This window comes from Micromonospora sp. MGP-C2 (genome assembly GCF_057766525.1).
In genome coordinates this window covers 3,381,115-3,400,189 of sequence record NZ_JBYMEN010000002.1, presented here as the reverse complement: position 1 = coordinate 3,400,189, position 19,075 = coordinate 3,381,115, and the positions used below count along the sequence as shown (strand labels likewise).

At 71.4% G+C, this 19,075-nt stretch carries 14 protein-coding genes and 1 pseudogene; 9 read left to right on the top strand and 6 right to left on the bottom strand.

The window, feature by feature from the left end:
* Positions 1-29 precede the first annotated feature (29 nt).
* Positions 30-1,139, bottom strand: a complete 1,110-nt coding sequence (locus AC3CF1_RS15305; RefSeq protein ID WP_488450708.1) for a sugar phosphate isomerase/epimerase family protein — start codon at positions 1,137-1,139, stop codon at positions 30-32.
* Positions 1,140-1,323: 184 nt separating this feature from the next.
* On the opposite strand from AC3CF1_RS15305, the gene AC3CF1_RS15300 reads away from it, so the two are divergent.
* Together AC3CF1_RS15300 and AC3CF1_RS15295 are read left to right on the top strand one after the other, a co-directional pair.
* Positions 1,324-2,745: a M1 family metallopeptidase gene (locus AC3CF1_RS15300; protein ID WP_488450707.1), complete on the top strand. Its 1,422-nt coding sequence runs from the start codon at positions 1,324-1,326 to the stop codon at positions 2,743-2,745.
* 110 nt (positions 2,746-2,855) lie between these two features.
* Positions 2,856-4,313: a M1 family metallopeptidase gene (locus AC3CF1_RS15295; RefSeq protein ID WP_488450706.1), complete on the top strand. Its 1,458-nt coding sequence runs from the start codon at positions 2,856-2,858 to the stop codon at positions 4,311-4,313.
* Between the two features lie 6 nt (positions 4,314-4,319).
* Here the strand turns inward: AC3CF1_RS15295 and AC3CF1_RS15290 are convergent, their stop codons facing one another.
* The gene (locus tag AC3CF1_RS15290; RefSeq protein WP_488450705.1) at positions 4,320-5,423 is read right to left on the bottom strand and encodes an LCP family protein; all 1,104 of its coding nucleotides are present in this window, start codon (positions 5,421-5,423) and stop codon (positions 4,320-4,322) included.
* A gap of 161 nt (positions 5,424-5,584) precedes the next feature.
* Between AC3CF1_RS15290 and AC3CF1_RS15285 the strand changes: the two genes are divergently transcribed.
* Together AC3CF1_RS15285 and guaA are read left to right on the top strand one after the other, a co-directional pair.
* Entirely contained in the window at positions 5,585-7,282 is a 1,698-nt protein-coding gene (locus AC3CF1_RS15285) for an FAD-dependent oxidoreductase (RefSeq protein ID WP_099848575.1), read from the top strand.
* 66 nt (positions 7,283-7,348) lie between these two features.
* Positions 7,349-8,905, top strand: coding sequence for a glutamine-hydrolyzing GMP synthase (gene guaA, locus AC3CF1_RS15280; protein ID WP_099848573.1), 1,557 nt, complete (start codon positions 7,349-7,351; stop codon positions 8,903-8,905).
* Positions 8,906-8,912: 7 nt separating this feature from the next.
* Here the strand turns inward: guaA and AC3CF1_RS15275 are convergent, their stop codons facing one another.
* Positions 8,913-9,233: a PspC domain-containing protein gene (locus AC3CF1_RS15275; RefSeq protein ID WP_488450704.1), complete on the bottom strand. Its 321-nt coding sequence runs from the start codon at positions 9,231-9,233 to the stop codon at positions 8,913-8,915.
* Between the two features lie 143 nt (positions 9,234-9,376).
* Between AC3CF1_RS15275 and AC3CF1_RS15270 the strand changes: the two genes are divergently transcribed.
* The 3 genes from AC3CF1_RS15270 (at position 9,377) to AC3CF1_RS15260 (ending at position 12,663) form a co-directional block, all read left to right on the top strand.
* Positions 9,377-10,327, top strand: a complete 951-nt coding sequence (locus tag AC3CF1_RS15270) for an NUDIX hydrolase (RefSeq protein WP_355160003.1) — start codon at positions 9,377-9,379, stop codon at positions 10,325-10,327.
* 147 nt (positions 10,328-10,474) lie between these two features.
* Positions 10,475-11,377 carry an NUDIX hydrolase gene (locus AC3CF1_RS15265; RefSeq protein ID WP_355160002.1) on the top strand — a complete coding sequence of 301 codons (903 nt, stop codon included), beginning with the start codon at positions 10,475-10,477 and terminating at the stop codon, positions 11,375-11,377.
* 347 nt (positions 11,378-11,724) lie between these two features.
* Positions 11,725-12,663 carry a CDP-alcohol phosphatidyltransferase family protein gene (locus AC3CF1_RS15260; protein WP_354982498.1) on the top strand — a complete coding sequence of 313 codons (939 nt, stop codon included), beginning with the start codon at positions 11,725-11,727 and terminating at the stop codon, positions 12,661-12,663.
* Between the two features lie 126 nt (positions 12,664-12,789).
* Here AC3CF1_RS15260 and AC3CF1_RS15255 read toward each other — a convergent pair whose 3' ends face one another.
* The 3 genes and pseudogenes from AC3CF1_RS15255 to AC3CF1_RS15245 form a co-directional block, all read right to left on the bottom strand.
* Complete coding sequence (locus AC3CF1_RS15255) at positions 12,790-14,043, bottom strand: phosphatidylserine decarboxylase (protein ID WP_210795178.1); 1,254 nt, start codon at positions 14,041-14,043, stop codon at positions 12,790-12,792.
* A gap of 539 nt (positions 14,044-14,582) precedes the next feature.
* A pseudogene (locus tag AC3CF1_RS15250) lies at positions 14,583-14,828 on the bottom strand (hypothetical protein); the annotation flags it as partial.
* Positions 14,825-16,648 (bottom strand): PspC domain-containing protein, encoded by a 1,824-nt coding sequence (locus tag AC3CF1_RS15245; protein WP_354982497.1) that lies wholly within the window; start codon positions 16,646-16,648, stop codon positions 14,825-14,827. The pseudogene AC3CF1_RS15250 and the gene AC3CF1_RS15245, both read right to left, overlap by 4 nt.
* 181 nt (positions 16,649-16,829) lie before the next feature.
* Here AC3CF1_RS15245 and AC3CF1_RS15240 point away from each other — a divergent pair, with 181 nt between their 5' ends.
* Positions 16,830-18,068: an ATP-binding protein gene (locus AC3CF1_RS15240; RefSeq protein WP_141911113.1), complete on the top strand. Its 1,239-nt coding sequence runs from the start codon at positions 16,830-16,832 to the stop codon at positions 18,066-18,068.
* A gap of 2 nt (positions 18,069-18,070) precedes the next feature.
* Positions 18,071-18,757: a response regulator gene (locus tag AC3CF1_RS15235; protein ID WP_354982513.1), complete on the top strand. Its 687-nt coding sequence runs from the start codon at positions 18,071-18,073 to the stop codon at positions 18,755-18,757.
* The last annotated feature ends 318 nt before the right edge of the window (positions 18,758-19,075 follow it).

Sequence of the window (19,075 nt, the reverse complement as noted above, 5' to 3'; positions counted from 1 at the left end):
GGCCGGCCTTCGTCGCGTTCAGCCGGGAGTCACTTGTCCAGGTAGATGGTCAGGTCGGACATGTTGCGGTAGCTGGTCGCCGCGAAGTCCAGTGACTGGCCCTTGTTGTCGGCATCGCCGGGGGCGGTGTCCATCTCCCAGTTGGCGTGGTGGAAGTTCCGCTCGCCGATGGTCTGGAAGAACTGCTGGAAGTTGAGGTCACCCTCGCCCAGCGGGGTCATCTGGTATCCGTTGGGAACGCTGGTGTCCCGGTCGCCGTCCTTGGCGTGGAAGAGCGGGAACCGGGTGGTCCGGTCGGCCACGGTGAGGATCGGGTCGAACAGGTCGGTCACTTCCTGGCCGGCCGGGTCGACGTACTTCTGGTGCTTGTAGCGGGCCACGTAGGCCCAGTAGATGTCGAGCTCGAAGAAGACGTACCGCGGGTCGGTGATCTCGAAGAAGTACTCCAGCCGGCGGATGCCGGACGACCGGGTCTGCCGGCCCTGCGCGTCGCGCGGGCCACGGTCGATCAGGAAGCTGTACGCGGCGTCGTGGTTGTGCGTGTACAGCCGCATGCCCCGGGCCCGTGCCTGCCGGCCCAGCTCGTTCCAGATGTCGGCGGCGGCGTCCCACTCGGCCTTGTACGCGCTGCTGGTCGGGTCGCTGCCGGTGCCGATGTTCTTCATGCCGAGTTCCTCGGCGATGTCGAGCTGCTGCTGGAAGGTGGCCGGCTGGATCGAGGCGTGGGTGCCGTTGGCCACCAGACCGTTGTCGTCGAGGATCTTGCGGATCTCGGTGGGGGTGATCTGCCGGCCGAGGATCTCCGTGCTCTGCGTGTAGCCGGCGAACTCGATCTCCTTGTAGCCGATCTCGGCGAGCCGGGCGAGGACGCGCTCGAAACCGTAGGGCACTCCACTGTCGTCGGGCGCGGCGGTGATCCGGTCGCGGACGCTGTAGAGGATGATGCCGCGGTTCTTCGCCGGGATCAGCGGCTCGACCCGCAGCTTGCTCTTGGGTTTGGCGAGCGCGGGGGTGCCGGTGGCGAGGACCGGTAGGCCGGCCGCGCCGATCGCGGCGGCTGCGCCGGCGGACGCGGCGAGCAGGGACCGACGGCTGAGTCGGCCGGTGGGGGTGGCGTCGGGTGCGGTGTGGTCTGGCATGGTTCCACCTTTCGCGACGGTGGTCGGAGATCGACACTAACGCCGGTCAAAGTCGAAAGTAAGTATTGATCGATGGCGACTTTTGTTTGATTCAACGAAAGTTACTGATGATCGTCAATACGGGCCGCGTCGCCTGCGGCGCTGACTACGCTCGTCCTGACCGGAGGTACCGCAGGGGGTGTGCATGGTCCGGACCGGACGGAGATCGGCCGGCAGTCGGTTGGCCGCCATCGTCGCCGCGCTGACCTGCGTCGTCGGACTGGCCGCGACCGGTTGTACGGGCGACAGCGACGGGTTCCGCCCCGGTGCGGCCGACGCGGGCGACCCGTACGTGCCGGGGCGCGGCAACGGCGGCTACGACGTCTCGCACTACGACCTCGACGTTCGCTACGACCCGTCGACGGACCGGCTGACCGGCCGCGCCGTCATCACGGCCACGGCCACCCAGGACCTGTCCCGGTTCAACCTGGACCTGGCCGGCCTGACCGTCAGCGCGGTCACCGTTGCCGACGCACGAGCCGACCACCGGCGCGGCGACGGCGAGCTGGTGGTGACCCCGCGCGCCGGGCTCCCGCGCGGCCGGCAGTTCACCGTGGCGGTGGACTACGCGGGTGTGCCCACGGCTGTGGTCGACGGGTCGTTGGGCAGCGGGGGTTTCCTGCACACCGCCGACGGCGCTGTCGCACTTGGCCAACCCGACTCGGCCGCCACCTGGTTCCCGGTCAACGACCACCCGTCGGACAAGGCCACCTACGACCTGGCGGTGACCGTCCCGGACGGCCTGGCCGCACTGAGCAACGGTGTGCCCGGCCCGAAGAGCAGCGCCGACGGCTGGACCACCTGGCACTGGTCGGAGCGCGCCCCGATGGCCAGTTACCTGAGCACCCTGGTGATCGGCGACTACCGGGTGGTGACCGGCACGCACGCCGGCCGACCGATGGTCACGGCGGTGGCGGCGAGCCTGCCCGCGAACGGTGGCGCGGCCAGCTCACTGGCCCGCACCGGGGCGATCGTCGACTTCCTGGCCAGCCGGTTCGGCCCGTACCCGTTCGACTCGTACGGCGGAATCGTGGTCGCCGACGACCGGATCGGGTACGCGCTGGAGACCCAGTCCCGCCCGGTCTACGGACCCGCCTTCTTCGCGGACGACCAACCCAACCCGAGCGTGGTGGCGCACGAGCTGGCCCACCAGTGGTTCGGCGACAGCGTGTCGCTGACCAGGTGGAGCGACATCTGGCTCAACGAGGGCTTCGCCAGCTACGCGGAGTGGCTGTGGGAGGAGCACGACGGCGGCCGGACCGCGCAACGCAACTTCGAGCTCCAGTACGCGGCGACCGACTGGTCGCAGCCGTCGGTCGAGCCGGGCCGGGAGTCGATGTTCGGCACGGCCGTCTACAAGCGGGGGGCACTCGCGGTGCACGCGCTGCGCCGGACCGTCGGTGACGACACGTTCTTCCGCCTCCTGCGGACCTGGACCAGCGAGCGGGCGGCGGGCAACGCGACCACCTCGGACCTCGTCGCGCTGGCCGAGCGGGTGGCGGGTCGGCAGCTTCGCCCGCTCTTCGACGCCTGGTTGGTGGGTGGATCAGCGCCCACACTGCCGTGACGGAGCCGTGATGGCCGGTCGATATGCTCCCGCCTGCGGACGGCGGGGGACCGTCCGTGCGCGCGGAGCGGTGGACGCCGTCACCGCGACCGTACCGGGGAGGGTTCGAGATGCGGGTGACGCGGCACGACCTACGGATGGGCGTCGGTCTGCTGGTGACCGGGGCGCTCGTACTGTCCGGATGTGACTCGTCGGCCCCGGAGACGGCGTCGGCGCCGAGCGCGTCGCCCACCCCGGCGCGGACGTTCACCGCCGGCGCCGAGGGGGTCGGGGACGCCTACTTCCCGACCTACGGCAACGGCGGCTACGACGTCGGGCGGTACACGGTCAAGGTGCGCTACGACCCGGCGAAGGACCGGCTGACCGGTACGACCACGGTGCAGGCCACCGCGACGGCCGACCTGTCGACGTTCAACCTCGACCTGGCAGGCCTGACGGTCACCACGGTCACCGTGGACGGCGCGCCGGCCACCCATGAGCGGAAGCGGAACGAGCTGGTGGTCAAGCCGGCCTCCGGCCTGATCAACGGCAACGGGTTCGTCGCCGAGGTCACCTACGAGGGTGTGCCGAAGCCGCTGAAGAACGAGACGCTCGGTGAGGGCGGGTTCCTGCACACCCCGGACGGTGCCATCGCCCTGGGTCAGCCCGAGTCGGCCAGCACCTGGTACCCGGTCAACGACCACCCGTCCGACAAGGCGGCGTACGACTTCGAGGTCACAGTGCCCGACGGTCTGACCGCGGTCAGCAACGGCGTGCCGGGCGGCAAGGCCAGCAAGGACGGCTGGACCACCTGGAAGTGGTCGGAGAAGTCGCCGATGGCGAGCTATCTGAGCACGCTGGTGATCGGCAAGTTCCGGATCACCACCGGCGAGCACAAGGGCCGCCCGGTCTACAACGCGGTCGCCACGAACGTGGCCAAGGGCGCGGCCGACACGTCGATCGCCCAGACCGTCAAGGTGGCCGACTACCTGGAGAGCGTGTTCGGGCCGTACCCGTTCGACGCGTACGGCGGTGTGGTGGTCACCGACAGCCGGATCTCGTACGCCCTGGAGACGCAGAGCCGCCCGGTCTACTCCGCCGGTTTCTTCCGGCAGGGCGAGAACACCGAGGTGGTCGCGCACGAGCTGGCGCACCAGTGGTTCGGTGACAGCGTCGCGCTGGCCAGGTGGGAGGACATCTGGCTCAACGAGGGCTTCGCGACGTACGCGGAGTGGCTCTGGGCCGAGCACACCAGGACGTACACGGCCAAGGAGGCCTTCGACAACCGGTACGCCCGGATGTCCGCTCAGGTGTGGAAGACGCCGCCGGGCAAGCCTGGTGCCAAGGAGTTGTTCAGCGAGTCGGTCTACCAGCGCGGCGGCATGACCCTGCACGCCCTGCGGGTGGCAGTGGGCGACAAGGCGTTCTTCGAGATCGTCAAGACCTGGGCGGCGGAGAAGCGCAACGGCACCGCCACCACTGCGGAGTTCGTCGCCCTCGCCGAGCGCGTCTCCGGCAAGCAGCTCGACGCGCTCTTCGACGCCTGGTTGTACGGCACGAAGAAGCCGGCCCTGCCCAAGCGGCTCTGAGCGGGGTCAGTTCCTGACGACCAGGGTGGGGTTGGCGGCGAGGTAGGCGTCGGCGCGGCCGGCGCGGAGCTCGGTGATGAACTTCCGGCCGACGGCGGTGAGCTGTTCGCCGCGGTAGGCGCTGCCCTTGCCGACACCGGACCCGGGCAGGCCGACGAGCACGAACTTGTTGTCCGGCATCCCACCGAGGGCGTACGCGATGTCGACGATCCGCCGCCCACCCACGTAGATCAGCGTGTCACCCAGGGCCGCGACGACCTGGTCGACCCGCTCCGGTTGCCGGGCCAGGCCCTCGTCCAGGATCTTGCTGGTCAGCGCCTTGATCAGTTGCTGCTGGTGGCGCTGCCGGGCGTAGTCGCCGCCGGTGATGTAGCGCTGCCGCGCGTAGTCCAGTGCCTGCCAGCCGTTGAGGTGCTGCTCGCCCTTCTCGTAGACCTGCTGCGGCCCGGTGTAACCGCCCGGCACGCTCTCCCGGTATTTGCCGTCCGGTCGGCGGTGCATCGACTCGACCCGCTGGTCGACGTAGATGTCCACCCCGCCCAGCGCGTTGACCAGCTTGTCGAACCCGTTGAACGTGAGCACCGCACCGGCGTCGATCCGCAGCCCGGTGTACCCGGCGACAGTGCTGCGCAGCAGTTCGTACCCCTGGGCGGTGCTCGGCTCCTTGGGTTTGCCCGGCACCCGGCTGCCGAAGCTCATCGCGTGGGTGAGCTTGGTCTTGCCGCCCTTGTAGCCGGCCTTCGGGAACGCCGGGATGTCCACCAGCAGGTCGCGGGGGAGCGAGAAGAGGTACGCCCGACCCAACCCCTTCGGCACGTGCAGCACCAGCACGGCGTCCGAGTGCGGTTCCCATCCGGGCACGCTGACCCGGGTGTCCACACCGACCAGCAGCAGGTTGAGCGGGCCGGTGATGTCCGCGCCCGGCGGTGGGCCGCTGGGGCTCGGGGTGGGCGTCGGAATCGGCGTCGGCGTCGGCGAGCCGGCCACCGGAGCGCCGCCCGGCTTGTTGTCGCTGGTCAGCCGGGTGATCACCACTGCCCCGGCCGCGATCAGCGCGACGGCGGCGAGGGCCGTCAACCCCAGCAGCAACCACCGTCGGCGCGGTGCCATCGACCCGAGGATCATCTGAAAATTCCCTCCACCCGTCTGGTGAACAACGCTCCGACGGGTGCTCCGGGTTGCGGCCGGAAGGCGCCGGGTCGGTCGGCCGGAGCATGATCGCGCGAAATCGGGCGCTAGCGCGAGCGCTACTGGCGAGTAATGATGCATCCATGCGGTATGACGTGGTCGTCATCGGGTCCGGCTTCGGTGGCAGCGTCACCGCGCTCCGCCTCTCCGAAAAGGGCTATTCCGTCGCTGTGCTGGAAGCCGGTCGGCGCTTCGCCGACGACGAGTTCCCGCAGACGTCCTGGCGTGCCCGCCGGTTCCTGTGGGCGCCGAAACTGGGCTGCTACGGCATCCAGCGGATCACCCTGCTCCGCCCGGCCGCGAAGCGCTCCGGCGGTGGTGTGCTGGTGCTGTCCGGAGCCGGGGTGGGCGGCGGCTCACTGGTCTACGCGAACACCCTCTACGAGCCGCTGCCGCCCTTCTACACGGACCCACAGTGGCGGGACATCACCGACTGGCGCGACGAGTTGGCCCGCCACTACGACCAGGCGAAGCGGATGCTCGGCGTCACCACGTACCCGGTGAACACCGGCGCGGACCGGGCCATGCGGGCGGTGGCCGAGCGGATGGGGGTGGGGCACACCTTCCACGCCACCCCGGTGGGCGTGCACATCGGCCGCCCCGGCGAGCGGGTCGCCGACCCGTACTTCGGCGGCGCCGGCCCGGAGCGCACCGGCTGCTCGCACTGCGGAGGGTGCATGACCGGCTGCCGGCACGGGGCGAAGAACACCCTGGTCAAGAACTATCTCTGGCTCGCCGAGCGGCTGGGCGCCGTCGTGCACCCGCTGACCACGGTGACCGCCGTCAAACCCGCCGCGGAGGGCGGATACGAGGTGCACACCGTCCGCACCGGCGCCTGGGTGCGTCACCGACGTCAGGTGATCCACGCCGACCAGGTGGTGTTCGCCGCCGGAGCGCTCGGCACCCAACGGCTGCTGCACGCGATGAAGGACGACGGTGTGCTGCCCGGGCTCTCGCCCCGCCTGGGCGAGCTGACCCGGACCAACTCCGAGGCGATCCTGGGTGCCTCGGTGGCACGCCAGCAGGCCCGGGCCGAAGGGCTGGACTTCACCGACGGCGTGGCGATCACCAGCTCGTTCCACCCCGACCCGCAGACCCACATCGAACCGGTCCGCTACGGGCGCGGCTCCAACGCGATGGGGCTGCTCCAGTCGCTGCTGGTCGACGGCGGTCCCCACCGGGTCCGCCGCTGGCTGGGCAGCATCGTGCGCCAGCCACGGCTGGCCGCCCGGATGCTGTCCGTGCGCGGCTGGTCGGAGCGGACGGTGATCGCCCTGGTGATGCAGTCGGTGGACAACTCACTGACCACCCGGTGGCGGCGCGGCCTGTTCGGTCGTCGACTGGTCACCGGCCCGGGCCACGGCACCCCGAGCCCGACCTGGATCCCGGCCGGCAACACCGCGGCCCGACTGCTCGCCGACGAGATCGGCGGCACCCCCGGCGGCTCACTCACCGAGCCGTTCGACATTCCGGTGACCGCGCACATCCTCGGCGGGGCGCCCATCGGCGCCACCCCGGCCGACGGGGTGGTCGACCCCTGGCACCGGGTGTACGGGCACCCCGGGCTGCACGTCGTCGACGGCGCGGCGGTCTCGGCCAACCTCGGCGTGAACCCGTCGCTGACGATCACCGCGCAGGCGGAACGGGCGATGTCCTTCTGGCCCAACCGGGGCGAGGAGGACCCCCGCCCGACGCTCGGGTCCCCGTACCGCCGGCTGGCACCCGTACCCCCGCACCACCCGGCGGTGCCGACGGACGCCCCGGGCGCGCTGCGGCCCTGAGGCCGGCGGGCGCGGGGGGCGAGCCGGTGCCGGGCGCGGCCGTGACTGTCGGTAGGATTTGCGCACATGAGCCTGCCTCGCCCCGTCCTCGTGGTGGACTTCGGAGCCCAGTACGCCCAGCTCATCGCGCGCCGGGTCCGTGAGGCGAAGGTCTACTCCGAGATAGTGCCGCACTCGATGCCGATCGCCGAGATGCTGGCGAAGAACCCCGCCGCGATCATCCTCTCCGGTGGCCCTGCCAGCGTCTACGCAGTCGACGCACCGCAGATCGACGCGGGCGTGTTCAGCGCCGACGTGCCGGTCTTCGGCATCTGCTACGGCTTCCAGGCGATGGCCCAGGCGCTCGGCGGCACTGTCGCGAAGACCGGCAACCGCGAGTACGGCGGCACGCCGCTGCGCCCCCGCCTGCTCGAACCCGGTGTGCTGCTGCGTGACCTCCCGGCGGACCTGCCCGTCTGGATGAGCCACGGTGACGCCGTCACCGAGGCCCCCGCGGGCTTCACGGTGACCGCCGAGTCGGCGGGCGCGCCGGTCGCCGCCTTCGAGGACCTGGCCGGCCGGCGTGCCGGCGTGCAGTTCCACCCGGAGGTCGGGCACACCGCGCACGGCCAGGAGATGCTGACCCGCTTCCTGTACGACATCGCCGGCATCGAGCCGACCTGGACGCCCGAGAACATCATCGACGAGCAGGTTGCCCGGATCCGCGCCCAGGTCGGCGACAAGGAGGTCATCTGCGGCCTGTCCGGCGGGGTGGACTCCGCGGTCGCCGCCGCGCTGGTGCACAAGGCGGTCGGTGACCAGCTCACCTGCGTCTTCGTCGACCACGGCCTGCTGCGCGCCGGTGAAGCCGAGCAGGTGGAGAAGGACTACGTCGCCGCCACCGGCATCAAGCTGAAGGTGGTTGACGCCACCGACCGGTTCCTCGGCGCTCTGGCCGACGTGACCGACCCGGAGCAGAAGCGCAAGATCATTGGCCGGGAGTTCATCCGGGTCTTCGAGGCCGCCGCCCGCGAGATCGCCTCGCACGGCGACGTCGAGTTCCTCGTCCAGGGCACCCTCTATCCCGACGTGGTGGAGTCTGGCGGCGGCACCGGCACCGCCAACATCAAGAGTCACCACAACGTCGGCGGTCTGCCCGAGGATCTGAAGTTCGCCCTGGTCGAGCCGCTGCGCACCCTCTTCAAGGACGAGGTCCGGGCGCTCGGCCTCCAGCTGGGCCTGCCCGAGGCGATGGTCTGGCGGCACCCGTTCCCCGGCCCCGGCCTGGCCATCCGGATCATCGGCGCGGTCAACCAGGAGCGCCTCGACCTGCTCCGCGAGGCCGACCTGATCGCCCGCGAGGAGCTGACCGCCGCCGGCCTGGACCGGGGCGTCTGGCAGTTCCCGGTGGTGCTGCTCGCCGACGTCCGCAGCGTCGGTGTGCAGGGAGACGGGCGCAGTTACGGGCACCCCGTGGTGCTGCGCCCCGTCTCCAGTGAGGACGCCATGACCGCTGACTGGTCACGACTGCCCTATGAGGTGGTTGCCCGGATCTCCACCCGGATCACCAACGAGGTGGCTGAGGTGAACCGCGTGGTCCTGGACGTGACCAGCAAGCCGCCGGGCACCATCGAGTGGGAGTAGCCGCCGCTCAGGCGGCCGGCGGCGTGTTGAACGGGGTCGTCGGCGGGTAGGGCGGCGTCGGGGCGGTGGGCTGCGGCGCGGTGCCCGCCGGGTGCGGCCAGGCCGGCGCGCCGGTGGGCTCCTCCGGCATCAGGAACCACATGATCGGGTACGCGAACAGCGCCAGCCCGCCGGTGAGCAGGCCGCTGACCGCGAAGAGCACCCGGACCAGTGTGGGATCGATGGCGAAGTAGCGGCCGACGCCGCTGGCGACCCCCGCGAGCATGCGGTCGGTGGTGGGTCGCCGGAGCTGCTTGTACGGGGCGTGGGGAGCGGTGGTCGATGTCATGACCCCACTGTCCGCGCTGGCGGCCGGTCCGCCCTCGGTGACAGCCCGGATCCTTACCCTGACCGATCCCTGATCGGTGTCAGACAGTCAGGAATCCGACTCTTTTCCGTTCCGGTAACCAGGCGCGGGGAGAATTTGGTCCCGTGACCACCTTGCTGGAGCCGCTCCGCAGGATCGCGGCATACGCAGTTTGTGCTGATTCAAGAGGCCGAGTCTTGCTGGTCCGCGCATCGGAGCGCTCCGGCACCCCCGGCACGTGGTCGCTGCCTGGCGGGGCGGTCGACCACGGCGAGGATCCGAACCACACTGTCGTCCGTGAAACCGCCGCCGAAACCGGCCTCTCGGTCGCCGTCTCCGGCCTGGCCGACGTGCTCGCCGACATGCGCGCACTGCCAGACCGCGGCATCACCATCCACACCGACCGGTTGATCTACCGGGTGGCGGTGCGTGGCGGCACACTGGCCGACCGGGTCGGCGAGCGTCCCACCGACCTGGCCCGCTGGTACACGCTCGACGAGGCGCGCGAGCTGCCCCTGCGCTCGTTCACCGCACGCGCCCTCGGGCTGCCCGCCTCCTCGGCCGACATGGTGCCCGACGAGGCACCCGAGTTCCCCTCGTTCTACGCGGTGCCCGGCCCGGACGGGCTGCACCGGGCGCAGCGCTTCGCCGCGTACGCCGTCTGCACCGACCCGGCCGGCCGGGTGCTGCTCACCCGGGTCTCCGACGGCTACCCCGGCGCCGGCTGCTGGCACCTGCCCGGCGGCGGCACCGACTACGGCGAGCAGCCCGGAGCGGCCCTCATCCGCGAGCTGGTCGAGGAGACCGGACAGACCGGCCGCCTGGTCGAGCTTCTCGGAGTGGCCAGCCACCGCGACGCCGCCTCACTCGGCCCCGAGGGCTACCCGATCGACTGGCACGGGGTGCGCGCCTTCTACCGCGTCGTCGTCGACCAACCCAACCCGCTGACCGTGGCCGACGTGGGCGGCTCCACCTGCGAGGCCCGCTGGTTCGGGCGCGAGGAGCTGGGCGCTCTCCCCACCCACCACCTCACCGAGGTGACCGCCGAAGCAGTTCAAGCCGCCCAGCTCACCTGATCCCCCCGTCCCACCCCTCCACCACCCCTCCTGCCCGCCTCGCCCCGTTGATCATGAAGTTATTGTCAGGACACGCCGAGATGGACGGCTATAACTTCATGATCGACGGGTTTGGTGGGTTTGGTGGGCGGGCGGGAGTGGGCGGGGATGGGGTACTTACGGCGGGTTGGGGTTTATGGGGTTCTGTGGGATGGCGATCGGGTGCTGGTGGTTCGGGACGGGGTGGGTGGTGAGTTTCCCGGGGTGTGGCGGCTGCCGGGAGGTGCTGTCGCGCACGCCGAGCATCCCGAGCGTGCCGTGGTTCGTGCCGTCGCCGAGCAGACCGGGCTGACCGTTGCGGCGGGTCGACTGCGGGCGGTGGTCGCAGACGTGACCAGCTATCCGGAGGGCGTCTCGCTGCACACCGACCGGCTGTTCTTCGAGTTGGCCCAGCATGATGGGCCGGCGGCTGAGGCTGGTGGTGGGTTGGTTGATCGCGTTGCTTGGCTCACCCTGGCCGAGGCGGCGGGGTTGTCGCTGACACCGTTCACCGCCGAAATGCTCGGCCTGCCGGTCACGCCGCTGCCGCCCGGGTCGCACCGGCCGGGTCAGTCGTTTCCGCCGCCGCACCCCGATCGCCGGCTGCGCTTCGGGGCGTACGGGCTGGTGACCGATCCGGCCGGGCGGATCCTGCTCACGCAGATCGCGGACGGCTATCCGGGGGCTGGCTTGTGGCACCTGCCCGGTGGGGGCACCGATCACGGTGAGCAGCCGACCACCGGGTTGCTCCGGGAGCTGGTCGAGGAGGGTGGTCAGCTCGGTCGGGTGGTGGAGCTCCTCGGGGTGGACAATCTGCACAACCCTGCCGCGCTCGGCCCGGAGGGTCGGCCGTTGGACTGGCACGGCGTACGGGTGATCTATCGGGTGTTGGTGGACGTACCTACCGATGCGGTGGTCACCGAATCCGCAGGGGGCTCGACGGCGAGGGCCGGCTGGTTCACCCGCCCCGAAGCTGTTGACCTGCCGTTGAGCGATATCGCTGCGCTGGCAATCGGACAGAGTGGCCGATAGCACGCCGCTCGGTGAGCCGAACTGGTGACCCTCCGGTACAGTCAAAGGCGGGAATGGTGGAGGAAACGGGCGATGAAGCCCGGGATGGGAACAAGCGAGCGGTTCGAGCGGTTTAAGCCAGATATAAGTACCGCCGGCAGCTATCGCCAAGCCATATTCCCCCATGCGATGGTGTACTCCGCAAAACGGCTGCCGGGCCACGCAAGGTCCGGCACGAGACAGCCGGACACCCGCCCCCCACGGCGGTCAGCCGATCCGGTGATGGAGGAAACGTGCCGAGAGCCCCATGGCGCCGGCGTCGTACTACTGACAGTCCGCGCCCCGCAGGGCGTCGCTGGGCGGGCAGGTTGCGCCGCAGCAGCACGTTCGCCCGCCAGGTGCTCCTGGTCCGGGTCGGTCGTCGTGACGACGACCTGCACGGGACCGACCTGGTTCCTACCGAGCACCGGTACGCCGACCGGCAGCGCCGTCGTTACGGCCTGGACCGGCTCAGCCGGCCGGCTGTCAACGTCGGTCGGGCGGAGATCGAGGCGGTGATGCCGGTCAGCCCGGCGATGCCGCCGATGGCGTACGCCGACGAGGCGTCCGCCGCGACCATCCCGCTGCTTCCCGGCGAGCGCACCATCGCCCGTCGGATGAAGTTCGGCCTGGTCAACGCGTGCACGCTGGCCAGCCTGATGCTCGGCATGCTGGCCATCTTCCTGGCCATGCAGGGCGAGGTGCGCATCGCCGCGCTCTGCCTGATCGCCTGCGTCGGCTTCGATGGTCTGGACGGCGCACTGGCCCGCCGACTCGGGGTGGCCAGCCCGTTCGGCGCGCAGATGGACTCGCTCGCCGACATGTGCTCGTTCGGTCTCGCCGCGCCGGTCGTGGTCTACGCCTCGCTCGCCGGCTCCGTCTCCACCGCCGCGGCGGCGGTGGCGTGCGCCCTGGTCGCGGCCTGTGCCGCTATTCGGCTGGCCCGCTTCAACGTCTCGCCGAAGGACGGCCGCTTCTTCTGCGGCGTGCCGACCACGATGGCGGCTGCGGTGCTCGCCCTGACCGTGGCGATCGGCCTGCCGGTGCCCGGGGCCGTGCTGGTCGCCGGGGTGGCGCTGCTGGCCTTCGCGATGGTTTCGAGCTTCCCGTACGCCAAGCTCGCCCGACTGGTGAAGCTGCCCCCGTGGCTCTGGCTGGCTCCGGTGATCGGCGCGCTGGTCGACATCCGGATCACGTTCGCGCTGATCGTGGTGGGTTACCTGGTCAGCGGGCCGGTGCTCTGGCTGCGGCAGCGTCGCACCGCCTGAGCACAGCACATCGCGCCAAATGAGCACAGCACGCCGCACCGCCTGAGCACAGCACCACGTACCGCTTGATTGCAGCAACGAGAAAGGGGCGCCGCGGACAGCGGCGCCCCTTTCCTCGTTCGTGGGTCAGCGCCAGCGGGCGATGACCGTGGAACCGCCGACGACCTTGTCGCCCGGCCCGACCAGCGGGTCAGCGGCATCGGCCGGCAGGTAGACGTCGGTCCGGGAGCCGAACCGGATCAGCCCGAAGCGCTCGCCCCTGGCCAGCAGCGCGCCGATGGGCGCGCGCTGCACGATCCGGCGGGCGATGAGCCCGGTGCGCTGCGCGACCACCACCGTGCCGCGAGCGGTGTCCAGCACGGTGTACGCCGCCACGTTGTGCTCGGCGTCCGGCTTCATCGCGTTGACGAAGCCGCCGTCGGCGACGAAGTAGTCCACCACCTTGCCGGCGACCGGGGACCGGTTGACGTGCACGTCCAGCACCGACAGGAAGACCGCGACCCGGAGCCACTCGCCGTCGCCGAAACGCTCGTCGTGCAGTCGCTGCACCGACAGGACCTTGCCGTCCGCGCTGGCGACCACGGCGCTCGGGTCTTCCGGCACGTCCCGCTCGGGGTCGCGGAAGAACGCGGCGACCGGCCCGGCGGCCAGCGCCGGCAGCAGCCAGAGCTTGGACGACGGACGCGCCACCCGGGCCAGCGCCGCGAGGCCCAGCGCGATGCCCGCCGCGGCCACGCCGTTGGAGTCGATGTGCATGCCGCGGGTCAGCGGCACGCTCGACGGGCGGTGCGCGGGGGCCAACCTGTCGGCCGTGGCCGGGCTGGCCGGGGTGAACCGCAGCCGGTAGACCCGCACCGGTGGCGAGTTGCGCAGCACCAGGTCGGCGCCGACGCCGTAGAGGGCGTCCTGTCGAGCCAGCTCCGTGGCCGCGCCGGTGGTCCGGCCCGGCATGGCGATGGTCGCCACGCTCAACACCGCGCCGTCGGAGAGGTATTTGGCCAGACCCTCGATGCCGCTGCGGGTCTCCTCGGCGGTGCCGGCGAACACCTCGCCGGCGATGACGACCCCGGCGGGCTCGGCCTCGGCCAGCGAGTCGACGACGCTCACCCGGTCGGCGACCCAGCGACCCTGGGCGGTGATGTGCTCGCGGAGCGCGGCAGCGCCGAACGGCTCGGCGGGCACCACGGTGAGCCGGTCACCGGGGAGCAGCGCGTCGATCGCCGCGGCCAGCACCGCGGACTCCGGGCTCGCCCCGACCAGCAGGGCGGCCTTGGGATCGTTGATCCGGGCCAGCTCGGTGACGAGGGTACGGGCGGCTCGCTCGCCGATGCGGACCGGACCGGACCGGCCGGTGGTACGCACGGCGGGGGACTGGGTCATGTCGGGCGGGCTCCTGACGGGGTAGAGACGGGAATCGCGGCGGGACCGCCATGGCGGGACGGGCCGGCCGGCGGAGGCGAGATCTCCACCGGCCAGCATATGCGTCCGTTCGCGTCAGCCGCACCGCCGTAGCGGTGGAGTACGCCGACGCCGGCAGGCGCCCAAGGTCACCCCTGCCCGCGCCGGCCGTCCCGCTCGTCGGCCGACTGGTCGCCGACGGCCTCGACCGGGTGGTCGGGGCGGGTCGGCTCGTCCCCCTCCGCCGGGGTCGGTCGGGTGTCGATCCCGAGGGTCGGCTCCTCGTTCCGGTCGTCGGGCGGGCCGGCGACCGGTGCGGTCTGCTCCTCGGACGGCGGATGAGCCAGCCAGGCGGGGTGGATCACCTCGGCGGTCGGCGCCTCCGGTGTGGGACCAGAGGCGGGAACGTCCCACGGTTTCGGACCCGAGGGGGGAACGTCCCAGGTGGACCGTTCGGCCTCCCAGACCGGCAGCGGGGCGCCGGAGGTCGGTACGGCGGCACCAGCGGTCGGCGTGGCCGCACCGGAGACGGGAGTGGCGGCCTCGGTGGCAGCGGTCTCGGTGGTCGCCTCCGGTTGCGGCGACCGACCTGAGCGCAGCGCTCCGACCAGTCCGAAGACCCCGATCAGGATGAGTGCGCTGGCCAGGAACCAGCCGACCGCGGGGAGCGCGAGCCCGAGCAGCTGGGCGAGCAGCCACCAGCCGGACAGCGCCAGGAACACGAGCCCGAAGGCGAAAGACACCAGATCAGTGCGGTGAGCCTTCACCGGGTCACCTCCAGATTGCCGGCATTGACGTGGACGTAGAGGCGCAGGGTCCCGCCGCCGGGCCCGTCCGCGCCGACGTCGGTGGTCTCCCGCAGGCGACCGTCCAACCCGCCGGACCGGTTGCCGAAGATGTTGGCGTCGCCGGCGTTGACGTCGGCCACCGTGGTGACGTCGACGTTCGGCGGTACGACAACGGTCGCCTGGCCGAAGTTGATGGCGACGGTGACCTGGCTGTCCCGTTTCGTGAAGTCGATGCCGCGCAGGTCGAGCACGGCGTCACCGAAGCTGTTCTCGTATCGGTCGGCGAGGTCGCGATAGTCGGTGGGCGCCCAGGTCACCGCACCGTCGACTCCCCGGATCCGGTCGTAGGACTCGGCGACCGTCGCCGTGCCCAGCGCCGCCGCGGTCACCAGGCCGAGCGCGATGAGCCAGCGGGCCCGGCCGAACCACGTGCCGACCAGCAGCCCCAGCGCGATCGTGGCCAACGCGGCCGCGAAGTACGACGAGGCGCTGATGGCGAAGACGTCCAGCAGGTCGAGCAGGGCGACCACACCGAGGACCAGGAAGATCAACGAGAAGGTCACCGCGCCGAGCGGCGAACGCTCCTTGGGGCGCTTCGGTGGCTTGGGTGGCTTGGGCGGAGGGGGCGCGGCCGGAGTCGGCGAGGCGTACGGGCCGTGCGGCGCGAACGGAGGCCGGTATCCGGACGGTGGAGGGGCGGTCGGATAGCCGGACGGGGCAGCGGGTGCGCCGGTCACGGGTGCCGACGGCCAGCCGACGCTGGGGGCGGCGGTGCTCGGCCAGCCGGTGGAAGGTGTCGGCCAGTCGGGCTGGACAGCCGTCGTGCCGGCGGGTTGCCCCGACACGGGACCAACTCCGGACACGGGACCGACGCCGGAGGCCGGCTGCGTGGGGGCGGAGAGCTGCGGACCAGCGGTCGGCTGCACGTCGTACGCCATGGTGGGTGTTCCCCCCGTCGTCGCGGTGACGTACGCGGGATCGCCGCCGGCCCCCGGTGTCGTCGTCAGCGGGCCGGTCGACGGCGCGACACCGTACGACGGCGCTGGCCAGGTCACCGGCGGAACGGGACCGGGCGGGGAGCCGGTCGGCGCGGACGGCGCCGGCCCGCTCGGAGCACCGGGCTGCGAGTTGCGGCTGTCCCGGTTGAGCAGCAGCGCGCCGGCGACCAGGATCGCCGCGCCGAGCAGCACCGCACGGAAGGCGTCGGTGACGATGTAGCCGAAGCTGGCCGCGACCAGGATGCCCAGGACGATCACGGTCACCGGCGACATGCTGGAACGCCCGCGCCCGAGCATCGACTCGACCGGGGACGCGGTGTCGCCCTCGTTCGGGATGATCAGCCAGGCGGCGACGTACACCAGGATGCCGATGCCCCCGAAGAACCCGAGCACCGCGAGCAGCACCCGCCACAGCACCGGATCGGTGTTGGTGGCTCGCCCGATCGCCGCGCAGACGCCGGCCAGATACCGTCCCTCGCGTGGCCGGACCAGCCCGTACCGCGAGGTGAAGCCGGTGCCGCCCAGCGGCGGTGGCGGCGTGGACGGACCGGGACCGCCGCCCTGCCCGGGTGGTGTGCCCGCAGCGCCGCCGGCTCCGTAACCGGTGCCGGCCGCGAAGCTGGGGCCCGGGCCGGTGGGCGGCGGGTAGCCGCCGTACGGATCGGTAGGTGCGGCGCCGGGGTGCGGACCGGACGTGCCGGGCTCGGTCCATCCGCCGGCCGTCGCGGCCGGCGTGGGCGGCGATGTGCCTCCCGGTTGTGCCGACCCGGGACGGGGTGGCGGGGCAGCTTCCTCGGTCATGCTTCGATCCTGCTGCCCGGTGCACCCGTTCGACCTCAGGACCCGACCCTGACCCCACCCTGAGATCCGGCGGCCGGAATGTCGGGGGCGTCCCCGTGGTCGTGAGCGCCGCAGCGTGTGACGATCGAATCACCGACCTCGACCATCCCGCCACCGTGACAGGGAGCCTCCGATCAGCACCGTGACTTCGCCTCCGCGCCTCTACCGCGCACCCGAGCACCGGATGGCCGCCGGCGTCGCCGCAGGCATCGCCGACCATCTCGGCATCTCGGTGCTGCGGGTGCGCGTCGCGTTCATGGTGCTGCTCGGGCTGAGTGGGCTCGGCCTGCTGCTCTACGCGGCCTTCTGGGCCGTGGTGCCGCTGCGGCCCGGTGACACCGCGGTGCCGCCCCGGCGCGACGTGGCCCAGCTCCTGCCGTTCGTGGGGATCGGGCTCGGTGTGCTGTTGATCCAGGTGATGGTCTTCGACTCGGTCGGCGCGGCGGGCACCGCCGGCTGGCTGGTGGCCATCATCGCGGTCGGCGCCGGGGTCATCTGGCACCAGTCCGCGCCCGAACGGCGGCGGCAGTGGGGCGACACGATGCCGGTGCCGTGGCTGGGCGCGGTCGTCGAGGAGAGTGACCGGCGGGCCTTCGTGCTCCGGTTCATCGGCGGGGGAGTGCTGGTCGCGGTCGGCATCATCGGCGTCGCGGCGGTCTACTCGCCAGCGCAGAACTTCGACGCGGTGATCAACGGCGTGATCTTCGCGCTGGTCGGGCTGGCCGGGGTCGGCGTGGTCGCCGCGCCGGTGCTCTGGCGGACGTACAGCCAGCTCCGCTCGGAGCGCGAGGGGCGCATCCGCGAGCAGGAGCGGGCCGAGTTGGCCGCGATGGTGCACGACCAGGTGCTGCACACGTTGGCGCTGATCCAGCGCAACGCCGGTGACGTCAAGACGGTGCAGCGGCTGGCCCGAGGGCAGGAGCGGTCCCTGCGCAACTGGCTCTACAAGCCCACCGCGTCGCCCAGCGAGCGCTTCGCCGCCGCGCTGGAGCAGGCCGCCGCCGAGGTCGAGGACACCTTCGCGATCACGGTGGAGACCGTCGTGGTGGGAGATCGGGAGACCGACGAGAAGGTCGGGGCGCTGGTCGCGGCCGCGCGGGAGGCGCTGGTGAACGCGGCCCGGCACGCTGGCGTGGAGACCGTGTCGCTCTACGCCGAGGTGGAGCCGGATCAGGTCAGCGTCTTCGTCCGGGACCGGGGCAAGGGCTTCGATCCGGATACCGTGGAGGACCACCGGCACGGCGTACGCGGCTCGATCATCGGGCGGATGAAGCGGCACGGCGGACGGGCCGAGATCCGGTCCGGCCCGGGGGAGGGGACCGAGGTTCGGTTGATCCTGCCGATCTCCCGGGACTCGTCCGCAGCGGAGAGGAACAGATGACCATGGCCGAGCAGTCGACCGAGCACCTCGACCCGGCGGAGGCCCGCCCCGAGCGGCTGCGGGTGTTCCTGGTGGACGACCACGCCATGTTCCGGGCCGGGGTGCGCGCGGAGCTGGGCGCCCACGTCGAGGTGGTGGGCGAGGCGAGCACGGTGGCCGAGGCGGTCACGCGGATCGCCGCCGTCGGCCCGGACGTGGTGTTGCTCGACGTGCACATGCCCGACGGCGGCGGACGCGCGGTGCTGGAGGCGATGCGCCGCACCCACCCGCAGGTCAAGTTCCTCGCGTTGAGTGTCTCCGACGCGGCGGAGGACGTGATCGGGCTGATCCGCGCCGGTGCCCGGGGGTATGTCACCAAGACCATCTCCCCGGGCGAGCTGGCTGCGGCGATCCGCCGGGTGGCGGACGGGGACGCGGTGTTCAGCCCGCGGCTGGCCGGCTTCGTGCTGGACGCCTTCGCGGCCCGCCCGGACGCACCGGTGGCCGACCCCGAGCTGGACCAGCTCACCAACCGTGAGCGGGAGGTGCTGCGGCTGCTGGCCCGGGGTTACGCGTACAAGGAGATCGCGAAGGAGCTGTTCATCTCCATCAAGACGGTGGAGACGCACGTGTCGAACGTGCTGCGCAAGCTCCAGATGTCCAACCGGTACGAGCTCTCCCGTTGGGCGGCGGACCGCCGGCTCGTGTGACAGCACGTCACCGGGCCGGAGGATCAGACAGACGATCTTTGCGCCCTCGTCCACCCAGCCGGTGATGGTGCCCGTGCAGCCGTAGTAGACCTCATCCGGACGGGTCGAAAAACCGATGGTGACGTACGTCCCATCGGGCAGAGGTGAGGCCCGCCTCGTACGCGTGGGCCGAACCCAGGTTCACCGGTGGCGCAACGTATTTCCTGCTCAATGCTGCCTGCACCGACCGTTTTATGATCATTTTTCAAGTATCGGCAACGTGGCGGGCAACTAACGGCTTGATAACGGCACCTTCACGGAAGAGGCCAGTTGGTGTCA